The sequence below is a fragment of the Campylobacter sputorum genome (assembly GCF_002220775.1).
GTDB lineage: Bacteria > Campylobacterota > Campylobacteria > Campylobacterales > Campylobacteraceae > Campylobacter_F > Campylobacter_F bovis.
Map to the genome: position 1 here is coordinate 902,892 of NZ_CP019685.1, position 13,686 is coordinate 916,577.

At 28.9% G+C, this 13,686-nt stretch carries 12 protein-coding genes; 5 read left to right on the forward strand and 7 right to left on the reverse strand.

Annotated features, from left to right (window positions below):
* The first annotated feature begins 53 nt into the window (after positions 1-53).
* Positions 54-407, forward strand: a complete 354-nt coding sequence (locus tag CSPB_RS09090) for a CZB domain-containing protein (RefSeq protein WP_228841957.1) — start codon at positions 54-56, stop codon at positions 405-407.
* Positions 408-453: 46 nt separating this feature from the next.
* Here the strand turns inward: CSPB_RS09090 and CSPB_RS09170 are convergent, their stop codons facing one another.
* Positions 454-2,211: a methyl-accepting chemotaxis protein gene (locus tag CSPB_RS09170; RefSeq protein ID WP_256363473.1), complete on the reverse strand. Its 1,758-nt coding sequence runs from the start codon at positions 2,209-2,211 to the stop codon at positions 454-456.
* A 284-nt stretch (positions 2,212-2,495) separates the two neighbouring features.
* Between CSPB_RS09170 and radA the strand changes: the two genes are divergently transcribed.
* Genes radA through CSPB_RS04560 form a run of 3 tightly spaced genes read left to right on the forward strand, consistent with a single transcriptional unit; the run spans position 2,496 to position 5,973 of the window.
* Positions 2,496-3,839 carry a DNA repair protein RadA gene (radA, locus tag CSPB_RS04550; protein WP_089193329.1) on the forward strand — a complete coding sequence of 448 codons (1,344 nt, stop codon included), beginning with the start codon at positions 2,496-2,498 and terminating at the stop codon, positions 3,837-3,839.
* A gap of 51 nt (positions 3,840-3,890) precedes the next feature.
* Entirely contained in the window at positions 3,891-5,756 is a 1,866-nt protein-coding gene (gene mnmG / locus CSPB_RS04555) for a tRNA uridine-5-carboxymethylaminomethyl(34) synthesis enzyme MnmG (RefSeq protein WP_089193330.1), read from the forward strand.
* A gap of 4 nt (positions 5,757-5,760) precedes the next feature.
* The gene (locus CSPB_RS04560) at positions 5,761-5,973 is read left to right on the forward strand and encodes a hypothetical protein (RefSeq protein WP_033916626.1); all 213 of its coding nucleotides are present in this window, start codon (positions 5,761-5,763) and stop codon (positions 5,971-5,973) included.
* On the opposite strand, the gene CSPB_RS04565 is transcribed toward CSPB_RS04560, so the two are convergent.
* From CSPB_RS04565 to rpoD, 6 genes are read right to left on the reverse strand one after another with little or no spacing between them, the layout of a single operon-like run.
* A complete protein-coding gene (locus CSPB_RS04565; protein WP_089193331.1) occupies positions 5,970-6,458 on the reverse strand; it encodes a DUF4149 domain-containing protein in 489 nt (162 codons plus the stop codon). The genes CSPB_RS04560 and CSPB_RS04565 overlap by 4 nt on opposite strands.
* Positions 6,455-6,937 (reverse strand): GNAT family N-acetyltransferase, encoded by a 483-nt coding sequence (locus CSPB_RS04570; protein WP_089193332.1) that lies wholly within the window; start codon positions 6,935-6,937, stop codon positions 6,455-6,457. The genes CSPB_RS04565 and CSPB_RS04570 overlap by 4 nt, the downstream gene beginning before the upstream one ends.
* A 1-nt stretch (position 6,938) precedes the next feature.
* Entirely contained in the window at positions 6,939-7,727 is a 789-nt protein-coding gene (gene prmC / locus CSPB_RS04575; protein WP_089193333.1) for a peptide chain release factor N(5)-glutamine methyltransferase, read from the reverse strand.
* Complete coding sequence (locus CSPB_RS04580; protein ID WP_089193334.1) at positions 7,724-8,920, reverse strand: M48 family metallopeptidase; 1,197 nt, start codon at positions 8,918-8,920, stop codon at positions 7,724-7,726. The genes prmC and CSPB_RS04580 overlap by 4 nt, the downstream gene beginning before the upstream one ends.
* Positions 8,921-8,975: 55 nt before the next feature.
* Positions 8,976-10,355 carry a sodium-dependent transporter gene (locus tag CSPB_RS04585; protein ID WP_089193335.1) on the reverse strand — a complete coding sequence of 460 codons (1,380 nt, stop codon included), beginning with the start codon at positions 10,353-10,355 and terminating at the stop codon, positions 8,976-8,978.
* Positions 10,356-10,373: 18 nt separating this feature from the next.
* Positions 10,374-12,257 (reverse strand): RNA polymerase sigma factor RpoD, encoded by a 1,884-nt coding sequence (gene rpoD, locus CSPB_RS04590; protein WP_089193336.1) that lies wholly within the window; start codon positions 12,255-12,257, stop codon positions 10,374-10,376.
* Positions 12,258-12,451: 194 nt separating this feature from the next.
* Between rpoD and CSPB_RS04595 the strand changes: the two genes are divergently transcribed.
* A complete protein-coding gene (locus tag CSPB_RS04595; protein ID WP_089193337.1) occupies positions 12,452-13,672 on the forward strand; it encodes an argininosuccinate synthase in 1,221 nt (406 codons plus the stop codon).
* Positions 13,673-13,686 lie beyond the last annotated feature (14 nt).

Here is a 13,686-nt window from a genome sequence, read left to right on the forward strand (position 1 = left end):
TTAAAGAATTAATTAATGATTCAAAAATTGTAAGCAATGATGCTATGGAGATTATGTATAAAATTTTTATTACCCTAGTAAAACTTGATCATGTTTTGTTTAAAGTTGGCGGATATGGAGAAATTTTATCTGAAAATTTAAATCAATTAAGCGATCATTTACATTGTCGTCTTGGAAAATGGGTTAGTGCAAACGGAAAAGATAACTTTGGCGATACAAAAGCATTTGAAAAAATAGAAATACCTCATAAAATGGTTCACGAATTAATAAACAAATCTATACAAGATTTTTCAAATAGCGAAAATAAAAATCAAATTTTAGACAATTTCAAAGAAGCAGAAAAATATACCATAGAACTTTTTAATATTTTTGATGAAATGCTACAAGAAAAAAGTTCCAAAAAATAATTCATTATATGTGGCTTTTATTTAGCCACATATATTTTATATTTTATTACACCCTAAATTTCCCAAGCTCATTATCAAGTTTAGAAGTCATATTTGATAGATGTTCACTTGCACTTGCTATCTCTTCAACACTTCTAGCATTTGCACTTGTAATAGAATCAACTTCTTTTACTTTGTTTATGATATTTTTAATATTATTAGAAACCTCTTTATACTCTTTTACGCTTTGTATATTAGAGTTAATGCTTTCTTGTATTATAAGAGCGTTTTTATTTACTACATCTTCTAAACTTTTTGCATTTTCGGATAGATCTGTTATGTTTTTTGTAGATTCATCCATTTGAGAACTTGCATCATTAACAGATTGAACTACTAAATTTATAGTTGTGTTTATCTCATCTAAACTTTTTTGAGTTTTCTCAGCAAGTTTTCTAACTTCATCAGCAACTACAGCAAATCCTCTTCCTGCTTCTCCTGCACGTGCTGCTTCAATAGCAGCATTTAATGCTAAAAGATTTGTTTGATCTGATATATCATTTATAACAGTTAAAACAGTTTTAACTTCTTCTGTATTTCTACTTGTTTGATTTAGTTTTTTAGATAGTTCAATTTCTTTTTGAGCTATATTACTTAATACATAGTTTAGTTTTACCATCTCATTTTTTATAGATTCAAGATTATCATTTGCTTTTGATAACTCTTTTGAATTCTCTTCAGCATGTTCAACTGAATTATTAATATTATTTAATATCTTTTCACCATCTTTTGTTACACTATTTACAACAGCACTTTCTTCTTCAACTTTCTTTCCAACTGCAAGTGATGTTTGAGATAGTTCATTTGCAACAGAAGCGTTTTCAGAACTTGTTGCTTTTGAATTTATTATAAGAGTTTGAATTTTTTGTATGAATGTATTTACATCTTTACCAATCTTAGCTATCTCATCTTTGCCATTAATCTCAACTCTTTTTGTAAGATCACCTTCTCCAACTGCTAAATCTTTTATCATAAGTCCTAAACGGTTTAGAGGTTTGAAGAGGATATATAGTAGAAATATAATTATTGCTAAAGATATTACTATGCTAAATATACTTAATATAAGAGAATTTCTAAATGTAGAATTTATCTCTTCATATGCTATTTCTTCATCTATCTCAGCTGCAACTTTCCAACCTGTTTTGTTAATAGTGTCAAAAATAAGCATTTTTGACTTACCATCTAATTTGTATTTTAATACACCTTTTTCTTGTTGATACATCTGATCTATGATTGATTTTATCTCAGGATAAGTTTCTACTAGTTTTTTACCAACTATTTTTTCATCAGGGTAGCCTAAAATTAAGCCATTTTTATCTAAGAAATACGCTCTACCGCCAGAAATTTCTATTGATTTTGCACGATTAGTGATTGTATCAAGAGATATATCAGTACTTAAAACACCAATTAATTTTGATGATTTATTAACTGGTGCAGTTACCGATATAACCAATCTTTTAGCTCCAGCATCTTCATAAACATCTGTAATAACTGACTTTTGAGCATTTTTTGTTGCAACATACCAGCCTCTTTTAGTAGGATTAAAACTAGCTGGTGGTATCCATCCAGAACTCACTATATAATCTAAATTTTCATAGCCAACAAATGTTCCAATCGCTCTTATTGTATCTTTATTTGTAATAAGATGATCCATTATTACATCCCTTTGGGATGATTCAAATTTACTTATTGTTTTAGCAGTAACATCTAAAGAATTTTCAATATTATTAAGCCAATTCTGAGCGTAATTTTTGTTGTTTTCTACTATTAAAGAAAGATCTGCAAGTTATTTTTCTCTGTATGTTTTTTGGTATTTATATAACTAAATATACTAAATATGCCATACCCCAAAACAAGTAAAATACCTAAAATTAGGTAAATTTTCTGTTTAAAACCCATTTAAATACTCCTTAAATTTTAATAACGAAATTTATTTCTCAATTTTATCAAAAAAAATACAAAATACTTAAAAATATTTATATAAAATCTAAATTAATCAAAAAATTAATAAATTTTGATAAAATTTATAAATCAAAAAATAAAGAAATTTAAATGGCAAAAACAAAAACAACAATATTTGAGTGTGAGCATTGTGGTAATCAACAAAACAGATGGCTTGGAAAATGCCCTGAATGTGGTTCTTTTAATAGTTTTATAGAGTTAAAAGCAGATCAAATAAAAGCTTTAAAAGAAATTTCTAAAATTCATATTAACACTTCAAAAGCAAAACCTATCAGTGAAGTTGAGATAGAAAAAATTTCAAGACTTAGCACAGAAGATGAAGAACTTGATTTAGTTTTAGGAGGAGGTGTTGTAGAGGGGTCTTTGGTGCTTATTGGCGGAAGTCCTGGGATTGGAAAATCGACCTTGCTTTTAAAAATAGCTTCAAATTTAAGCAAAAATGATAGAAAAGTTTTATATATAAGTGGCGAAGAAAGCCAGAGTCAAATTAAAATGCGTGCACAAAGACTAAATGCTATAAATCAAAATCTATTTTTATTAACAGAAATTTGCCTTGAAAATATCAAATCTGAGCTAGCAAATAAAGAGTATAAAATTATAGTAGTTGATAGCATTCAAACGCTTTATAGCGAAAATATAAGCTCAGCTCCTGGAAGCGTTTCACAAGTAAGAGAAATTACATTTGAGTTAATGCGTATAGCAAAAGAACAAAACATATGCATTTTTATCATTGGACACATAACAAAAGAAGGTAGTATTGCAGGACCAAGAGTGCTTGAACATATGGTTGATGTTGTGCTATATTTCGAAGGAGATGCAAGTAAAGAACTTAGAATATTAAGGGGATTTAAAAACAGATTTGGTTCAACTAGTGAAGTTGGGATTTTTGAGATGGTCAAAAACGGCTTAATACCAGCAAAAAATATATCTAGTAAATTTTTCACAAAAGGTAAAGCAATAAGTGGAAGTGCTCTAACTGTCATAATGGAGGGCTCTCGTCCATTAGTAGTAGAAATTCAAGCTTTGGTTTGTGAAAGTTCATACCCAAAAAGAAGCTCAACAGGATATGATAGAAACAGACTTGATATGATATTAGCTTTACTTGAGAGAAAAATAGAACTTCCTTTGGGACACTATGATGTTTTTATAAATGTTATAGGCGGAGTTAAGATAAACGAAACAGCAGCTGATCTTGCCGTGGTTGCTGCAATAGTTAGTAGCTTTAAAAATAGACCAATAAGCAAAGAAACTATTTTTATAGGAGAAGTTAGTTTAAATGGAGAAATCAGAGATGTTTATAACTTAGATATAAGACTAAAAGAAGCAAGCATACAAAAATTTAAAAATGCTATAGCTCCGCTAAAAACAACATCTAATAACACAATAAAAACTTTCATAGCAAAAGAAATTAATCAAGTTTTAGACTGGATGTAAATTTAATAAATTTTGTAGTATAATCTAAGTTTTTTAGAATAAGGGAAATTTATGAATTATGATATAATCGTTATTGGTGGCGGTCATGCTGGAATAGAAGCTAGTATGGTAGCTGCAAATATGGGTAAAAAAACTCTTCTTATAACTATTTTAGCAGAACAAATAGGTGCAACAAGCTGTAATCCTGCAATAGGTGGACTTGCAAAAGGACATCTTGTAAAAGAAATTGATGCTCTTGGCGGAGTTATGGGACTTACAACTGATAAATGTGGTATACAATTTAGAGTATTAAATGAAAGTAAAGGACCAGCTGTTAGAGGCTCAAGAGCTCAAATAGATATGGATAGATATAGAGTTTATATGAGAAATTTACTTTTAAGTACCCCAAATTTATCAGTAACTCAAGAGATAGCAACCCAAATTTTAACTAAAAATAATGAAATAATAGGCATAAAAACTCATCTTAATAATGTTTATAATACAACAAAACTAATCATAACAACAGGAACTTTCTTAAATGGATTAATCCATGTTGGATTTAACAAATTAAAAGCAGGAAGAGTTGGTGAGCTAGCTTCAACATCACTTTCAGACTCATTAAAATCACTCGGATTAAATATGGGTAGGTTAAAAACAGGAACTTGCCCTAGAGTATTAGCCTCAAGCATAGATTTTTCTGTGTTAGAAAAACAATGCGGCGATGAAAAGATAAAACCTTTTAGTTTTAGAACTAAAAATTTTAATCCAACACAACTTCCTTGTTATATAGCTTATACAAACCAAACCACGCACGATATAATTCGCTCAAATTTTGATAGAGCTCCACTTTTTACCGGTCAAATCGAAGGTGTTGGTCCAAGATATTGTCCTAGCATAGAAGATAAAATAAATCGTTTTGCAAACAAAGAAAGACACCATCTTTTCATAGAACCACAAACAAAAGAAGCCACAGAATACTACATAAATGGCTTTTCAACAAGCCTTCCTTATGATGTGCAAGTTTCTATGCTTCACTCTGTTAAAGGCTTCGAAAATGCAGTAATTGTAAGACATGGATATGCTATAGAATATGATTATGTAGATCCACTAGAGCTAACACACACGCTTGAGACTAAAAAGATAAAAGGACTTTATCTAGCAGGACAGATAAACGGAACAACTGGATACGAAGAAGCAGCCGCACAAGGTTTAATGGCTGGAATAAACGCTTCTCTAGCTTTGATGGATAAAGATGCTTTGGTTTTAAGAAGAGATGAGGCATATATAGGTGTTTTGATTGATGATTTGGTAACAAAAGGCACAAAAGAACCATATAGAATGTTTACAAGTAGAGCAGAATATCGCTTACTTTTAAGGGAAGATAACGCTCATCTTAGACTCCATTCATACGGATATGAACTTGGCTTGATAGATGATGAAACATATCAAAAAACATTGCATTTAAAACAAAATTTAGAACAAGGTTTAAATATCCTTACAAATAAAATAATAACACCTACAAATGATGTAAATACATTTTTACAAAGCATAGACGAAGAAAAAATCAGCGATAAAATATCGCTTCAAAAAATAGTTGCTAGAAAAACATTTACACTTGAGAAATTAAAAAAATTAGATCAATTTTTTGAAAATTTAGACGAAGAAAGTTTAGAACAAATTTTAACAGAAGCGAAGTATTATTTTTATATAAATATACAAAAAAAAGAAGTAGAGCGTATGAAAGATATGGTAAATATAAAAATTCCAGATAATTTTGACTTTAGAAGTGTTTCTGGACTTAGCAATGAAGTCGTTGAAAAACTCGAAAAATTCACTCCTCCTACGCTTTTTGCAGCAAGTGAGATAAGCGGCATTACTCCAGCAGCTATAGACATACTTCAAATTTATATAAAGCTTTATAACAAAAGAAAGAAATAAAAATATGGATTATAGAAATTTAAAAAATCCTATTGTAATGAAAATAGTTGAAAACGCCATAAAATTTGACAATGATTTGTTAAAAAACGAAGAAGTTGTAAAAATACTTTTAAAAAAAGAAAAAATGGAACTAAATGAAGATGAACAAAAACTTTTAGAAGAGATATTCGAAAAACTTCATTTAGCCAAAGACAACATACAGCTCAGTAAAAATTAGCACTTTTTAGATATGCAAGATAAACATGGAAATTTTATAAAAAACAATATAACTTGCGCTATCATCATTATTTTCATTACAAGTTCGCTTGCACTATGAATTTGTTTAAACTGCTCATTTTGAGTAGCTTCTACTCCTATTTTTTGAGCTTGCAAAATATACTCAGTGAAATAAAACACAAAAGCTAAAGCTAAAACTAGTATAATAAAACTAAGTGCAAATGATGATACTTTCTTATAAAAACTACTATCAAATTTTAAATTTATAATCTCATAAATAAAACTTATAGCACTAACGGCAAGCAAAACATAGTTGTATTTCACAAAAATATTACTCATAAGCTGACCACTTTGAAAATGCGTTAAAACACCCTCGCCTATTATATTTTGTGGGAAAAATATAACTGGAGCTAAAAATGCACCAATTGACACCTCAATACCTATAACCATAGCCAATAAAAAAAGATATATATTTAAAAATTTCATTTTTTTCCTTTGTTTAACAAGTTGTCAAAATCATCTTCACAAAGCCTATATTTTCTCCATATTTTCAGATGTTTTGCACCTAATTTTTCATAAAAATTTATGCCAAGTTCATTTGTATTAAGACAGTCCCAATCAATTCTGCCAAATCCATTATCTTTACAAATTTGTATAAGTTTAGAAAAAATACTCTTTGCAATTCCTTGATTTCTAAATTTAGGACAAACATATAGATCTTCTAAGAAAATTCCAGCTTTGCCTAAAAAAGTTGAAAATGTAATAAAATAAAAAGCATAAGCTACCATTTTACCATCTATTATACAAACTAAACACTTTGCATAATTTTTTTCAAATATATTTTTTTTAAACTCAATTTTATTAAATTTTATCTCATCGCTAAGATTTTCATACTCTGCAAGTTCATCTATAAGTATCAACAACTCATCAAATTCAGCTTCTTTTATCTCTCTTATTTCAAACATTTTATCTCCTTGCAACAAATCCTCTATCAAATCCAGCTAAATCTTTATAAAACTCAGCTTTAAATCCGAATTTTATTAGTTTTTCTTCTAAAGATTTTTTTTGATCATAGCCCATTTCACAAGCTAAAAAATTTGTCCTATTTGCAGAAATTTCTACAATTTTATGCAAAATTTCATCTCCAATTTCGCCTCCAATTAATGCTTCTTTTGGCTCATTTAAAACCCATTTATCAAGTTTGTATGAGTTTGATATATAAGGCGGATTTGATATAATAACATCAAAATTTCCGCTAATTCCATCAAGCAAAGATGTATTTACAAACTCAACATTTGCACCATGAGTTTTTGCATTAAAAATAGCAACCTCAAGTGCTATTTTACTGATATCTGTTGCGATAATACTAGCATTTTTAAGATTTTTTGCAAGGATTATAGATATAATGCCAGATCCAAAACCTATCTCACAAATTCTAGGTGAGTTTATTTTTGAGAGTAAATTTATAGCTTTTTGTATCAAAATTTCTGTTTCAAATCTAGGTATCAAAACACCTTTTTTAACAAAAAAATTTAAACCATAAAACTCACAACTATTAGTTATATATTCTAGTGGTTCGCCGTTAGCATATCTTTTTATGAGTTTTATATAACCATCTTCGTCTTCTATAATTGTATTTGAATTTAAAAAAATCTCTTCAAAATTCAATTTTGTATGAAATTTCATAAGTTCTTTTGCTATAAAACTAGAATCTGTTAAATTCTCGCCTATTTTCAAAAGCTCTGAAATTTTCAACTCTCTAGCCTACTTATGCGTTCATAAAGCGTTGGATGAGAGTGATAAATAGCAGAGTAAAGTTTATGTGATATAGGAAAAGCTTTATTTTCACTACCAAGTTTTTTAAGTGCATTTATCATATCATTTTTACTTTTCATATTTGCACCAAATTCATCTGCATTAAACTCATTATTTCTACTAAGTTTTGATATGATTGGCTCAAAGATAGCCGATAATACAGGCGAAAAAAGTAAAAATACTATTATAATTCCAACTCCGTCATCAACAATACCAAGTGAGTTTATAATAGAATTTGGAATATGAGAAAAAACAAAAAACATAACAAAAATCATAAAACAAGAAATTGTAAGCATTTTTAATATATCTTTGTGTTTAAAATGTCCAAGTTCGTGTCCTAAAACAGCTAAAATTTCCTCTTTTGATAATTTTGCAATAAGAGTATCAAACAAAACAACTCTTTTTGTAGAACCAAGACCGCCAAAATATGCATTTAATCTAGCATCCCTTTTGCTAGCATCCAAAACAAAAACGCCCTTACTTTTAAATCCGCAACTTTGTAAAAGTGAGTTTATAGATGAGCTTAAATTCTCATCTTGCAATGGTTTTATCTTATTAAAAATAGGTGCTATTAAAGTAGGATAAATAAGCTGAATGATGAGTAAAATCACAAAACTAGCCACAAATGCCCATATCCACCAAGAAGAGTCAAGTGTTTTAAAACACCATAATATCATAGCAATAAAAAGTCCTCCAAAAACAATAAGTAAAAGAAGTGATTTTATATTATCTTTTATAAAAAGCATTGGAGTTGTTTTGGAAAATCCTAGTTTTTTGTCTTTTACAAAAGTTCTATAAATTTCAAGTGGTAAAGTAAGTAGAGTGCTAATTATCAAAAAAGATAAAATATAAAGTGTCCCACCCAAAATAGAAATTTGATCTTTTATGAATATATTTAAGATATTTAGTCCAAAAAAAAGCCAAAAAATTATCATTGCAAACGAATAAATACTCTCTATTATAGAGAATTTTTGATTTATTATAGCCGTATTTCCAGCTTTTTTATAATCATACTCATTAAGAACCACTGGATTTTTATTAATATTTTCTTTTATAAAATTTATCTCTAAAGTTGAAAGATAAATTTTATAAATCGTATATGCAGTGTATATAAAAATTAAAGCAAAAAACACTATTTTTCTCCATTTTTTAGGCAATAGTATCTAAATTTGATAAATAGTTTTAAAATCATTTTAAAAAGTTATCATAAAAACTACTAAAAAATACAATAATTATCAAAATAGGTATAATAAATTTAATATAAAAAAACCAAATATTAACAACCCTTAAGCTAAATTTTGTACCAAGTAAAACTTCTGCTTTAGCCTCATCTTTTAAAACCCAACCAACAAAAATAGCACACAAAAGCGATGTTAAAATAAAAAATATCGTAGCACTTATAGTATCAAACGCGTCAAATATATTTTTTCCAAATATACTTATATGATCTAAAATATTTGTAGCCATTAACGATGGCAAATTTCCAAATACAAAAATTCCACCCAAAACTAAAGCAATAGAGTTATTTCTCGAAATTTTTGTTTTTTCACAAATAGAAGTAATCAAAACCTCATAAATAGGCAAAGATGTAGTAAGTGCTGCTATCATTAAAAGTGAAAAAAACGCAACAGCAAAAAAATTACTAAAAATCATATTTGAAAACACAATGGGTAAACTTTTGAAAACCAAACTTGGTCCACTGTCAGGTGAAAGACCAAAACTAAATAAAGACGGAAATATCATAAAACCAGCAATAACTGCTATAACTGTATTTAAAATACCTGTTGCTACAGATGTTTTTATAAGATCTATGTCTTTTTTTAGATAACTAGACATTGTTATCATAACACCAAAACCTAAAGAAAGTGCGAAAAATACTTGACCTAAAACATCTACAAAAAGTTTTAGTGTGATTTTTGAAAAATCAGGTGTTAAATAAAATTTAATGCCATCCATTGCACCATCTAAAGTTATATTTCCTAAAACCATAACAATCATAAGTAAAAACAGAATTGGCATAAGAATTTTTGCCGCATTTTCTGTACCTCTTACAGCTCCAAATTTAAGTATAAAAAAGTTTATCAAAACAAAAATAGCAGTAGATATAGTTATAGCAAATGGATTACTAACTATATTTTTTTCATAAAAATCTATGGTAAGCTCTTTACTAATAACTCCATTTGATAGATTAAAGTCTCCAAAAATTATAGAGTAAATATACTCTAAAACCCAGCCACCTATAACCATATAGTAAGCCATTATTCCAAATGCACCAAGCAAACCCATATATCCAGCTATCTTCCAAAGCTTAGATATATTTTTGCCATTTGCTTGACCGCCAAACGCATCAACTGCATTTACACGAAGCCTTCTACCTATGGCGTTTTCAACAAGTATCATTGGGATACCAATTAAAATCATTGCTATACAAAAAACTAGCACATAAGCTCCACCACCATTTAATCCTGTAAGGTATGGAAAACGCCAAGTACAACCAAAACCAACAGTTGCACCAGCAACTGCTAAAATATAAGTAAATTGGGAACTCCAAGTTTGTCTATGTTTCATATCATTACTTTTAAATAATTAGCTTTCCATATAGTTTTTAAGTTTTCTACCAACTTTTGGATGTTTTAGTTTTTTTATAGCTGAACTTTCTATCTGTCTAACACGCTCTCTTGTTACATTGAGCTCTTTTCCTATTTCTTCAAGAGTTCTATCACTCTCATCCTCCATAAGTCCAAAACGCATTCTAATAACAGACCTCTCTCTATCATTTAATTGATCTAAAACTTCATCAATCTGTTCTTGCAAATCACCTTTTAAAATCTCTTCCATAGGTGAAAGTGAGCCTCTATCTTCTACAAAATCTCCAAATTTACCATCATCTTCATTTCCAATAGGAGCTTCTAAGCTTATTGGTTCTTTTGTGATTTTTATAACTTGTTTTACTTTATCAACGCTAAGTCCAACTTCTTTGGCTATAGTTTGAACATCTGGTTCCTTTCCTGTTTCTTGTAGATATTTTCTATTTATTTTATTTATGCGATTTATAGTTTCTATCATATGTATAGGAATTCTTATAGTTCTTGCTTGATCCGCAATTGCCCTAGAAATTGCTTGTCTTATCCACCAAGTAGCATAAGTTGAAAATTTATAACCTTTTTTATATTCAAATTTATCAACAGCCTTCATCAGACCGATATTTCCCTCTTGTATAAGATCAAGAAACGGAAGGCCGCGGTTTGTATATCTTTTTGCTATACTCACAACAAGACGCAAATTTGACCTAGCCATTCTTCCTTTTGCTTCATCTGATATATTTTTACCTCGCTTTATCTGCTCTAAAATTTCTTTAAGAAGCTTTGGATCTAGGTTAAAACCTTGTTTACTAGCCTCTTTTGTTAAAAATAGTTTTTTTATCTCAACATAAGTTGAAACCATTGTAGTTTCTGGAACCCTAGCAGCTATATCTTCTTTTGAAAGCTTAGTAATATCTTTTAGTATTGATTTATGATTTTTTTTAAGTTCTGCACTAAACATAGGAAGTTTGTATTCAAGTCTTTTTAGCTCTTTATCAAACTCATCATCACTCTTTAAAGCTGTTTCCATGGATTTTACAATCTCTGTTATAAGTTTACTTGTAGGACCCAAATCCATAAGTTTTTCTTTTAAAATTTTCTTTTTAAAGCTAATAGATAGTTTTGATAATAAATCATCAGCTTCTTCTACTGTTTTTTCTTGCTTTGCAATTATTTTTAGCCAATCTTTTTTAGCTTTTTCAAGTGCTTTAAAACTTTCTGTTACTTTCAAAGCTCTTTTATCAAATTTTTTAGAAAGTTCTTTTTTTACACCTTCTTCTTCATCATCACCATCGAATTCTTCATCATCCTCATCATCTATAACATCTTCTTCGTCATCATCTTCTCCTATTTTATCATTATCAAAACTTTTAAAAAGCTCTTTTACTCTTCTTTCTCTATTAATAAGAGGATCTTTATATGCTAAAATAAAATCTATCAAAAAAGGCACAGAACAAAATGCATCTATGATTATATCTTCTCCAAGTTCTATTTTTTTGCTTATTTCTATCTCTTCTTCTTTACTAAGAAGTGAAATTTGCCCCATTTCGCGAAGATACATTCTAACAGGACTATCTGATCTGCTCCACTCCAAAAGATCATTTTCATTTGATAGATTAAATTCTTCTTCCAAACTTTCACTTTGTATCTTTTGTCTTTGTGCTTCTGCTTTTTTAGCATCTTCTAAATTTTTCATTTTTGCAACTTGAGCTGCACTTATAAGTTTTACTTTATATGTTTTACTCAAAGATTCTATTTTTTTTGCAATGCTCATATTTGGTGCTTTATTAAAAAGTCTAATTAATTTCTCAAATGTTATATATCCTTCTTTTTCATTTTCTTTAAACAACTCTTCTAACTGTGAATTCAGTTCTTTTGTAGCACTCATTAATATTCTCTCCTATGCAAGAATTAAGACCTAATATTTTATACAAAATTTAATAAATATTACATTAAAACGACTAAAAATTCTAATCGAAATAAAATAGAAACAATATTTATGCGATATGTAAGTTAAAAATAAATTTAATATATTTTAGATAGAATACTACTTCATTATAAAATTATTTCAAGGGGTTTTTCATGTCAAAAAATATTAAAAAAGTAGTTTTAGCTTATTCTGGAGGACTTGATACTAGCATTATTTTAAAATGGCTAGGCGATAATTATGGATGTGAAGTTGTTACTTTTACAGCAGATATAGGGCAAAAAGAGAATTTAGAGCCTATAAAAAATAAAGCTATGAAACTTGGCATAAAACATGAAAATATTTTTATCGAAGATTTAAGGGAAGAATTTGTAAAAGAATATGTATTTCCAATGTTTAGAGCAAATACAGTTTATGAGGGCGAATACCTACTTGGAACATCAATTGCTAGACCTCTTATTACAAAAAAACTAATAGAAATAGCAAAAAAAACAGGAGCTGATGCAATAAGTCATGGTGCAACTGGAAAAGGAAATGATCAGGTTAGATTTGAACTTGGTGCGTATGCACTAAATCCTGATATCAAAATAATTGCTCCATGGAGAGAGTGGGATTTAAATAGTCGTGAAAAGCTTCTTGATTATGCACAAAAAAATGGCATAGATATAAGCAAAAAACCAGGAAAATCTCCATATTCAATGGATGCAAATTTACTTCACATATCTTATGAAGGCCTTGTTTTAGAAAATCCTGCTGCAAAACCAGAAGATGATATGTGGAGATGGACAAATAGTCCAAAAGACGCTCCAAATGAAAGTGAAATTATAACAATAGAATATCAAAATGGCGATCCTATTGCAGTCAATGGCAAAAAAATGAAAGCATATGAAATTTTAGAAACATTAAACGAACTTGGTGCTAAACATGGAATTGGCAGACTTGATTTAGTTGAAAATAGATATGTTGGCATGAAATCAAGAGGTTGTTACGAAACACCAGGTGGCACAATTATGCTAAAAGCCCATAGGGCCATTGAAAGTCTTACTTTAGATAGAGGTGCGGCTCATCTAAAAGATGAAATAATGCCAAAATATGCAGAACTTATTTACAATGGTTATTGGTTTTCACCAGAAAGAAAAATGCTTCAAGCACTTATAAACGAAAGTCAAAAACATGTAAATGGTGTCGTAAAGCTTGAATTATATAAAGGAAATGTTACCATAATAGGAAGAGAAAGCAAAAATGATAGCTTATTTAATACAGAATTTTCAACTTTTGAAGAAGATGCTGTTTTTGATCAAAAAGATGCAAATGGATTTATAAAACTAAACGCTTTGAGATTTATAATAGCTGGAAAAAACGGAAGACAAATTTAACAAAAAAGGATTAA

Coding starts and splice junctions, on each gene's coding strand:
- CSPB_RS04585 (WP_089193335.1), bottom strand. CDS start 10,355: ATGAAACATAGACAAACTTGGAGTTCCCAATTTACTTATATTTTAGCA.
- CSPB_RS04560 (WP_033916626.1), top strand. CDS start 5,761: ATGGATTATAGAAATTTAAAAAATCCTATTGTAATGAAAATAGTTGAA.
- rpoD (WP_089193336.1), bottom strand. CDS start 12,257: ATGAGTGCTACAAAAGAACTGAATTCACAGTTAGAAGAGTTGTTTAAA.
- CSPB_RS04565 (WP_089193331.1), bottom strand. CDS start 6,458: ATGAAATTTTTAAATATATATCTTTTTTTATTGGCTATGGTTATAGGT.
- CSPB_RS09090 (WP_228841957.1), top strand. CDS start 54: ATGTATAAAATTTTTATTACCCTAGTAAAACTTGATCATGTTTTGTTT.
- CSPB_RS04570 (WP_089193332.1), bottom strand. CDS start 6,937: ATGTTTGAAATAAGAGAGATAAAAGAAGCTGAATTTGATGAGTTGTTG.
- radA (WP_089193329.1), top strand. CDS start 2,496: ATGGCAAAAACAAAAACAACAATATTTGAGTGTGAGCATTGTGGTAAT.
- CSPB_RS04595 (WP_089193337.1), top strand. CDS start 12,452: ATGTCAAAAAATATTAAAAAAGTAGTTTTAGCTTATTCTGGAGGACTT.
- mnmG (WP_089193330.1), top strand. CDS start 3,891: ATGAATTATGATATAATCGTTATTGGTGGCGGTCATGCTGGAATAGAA.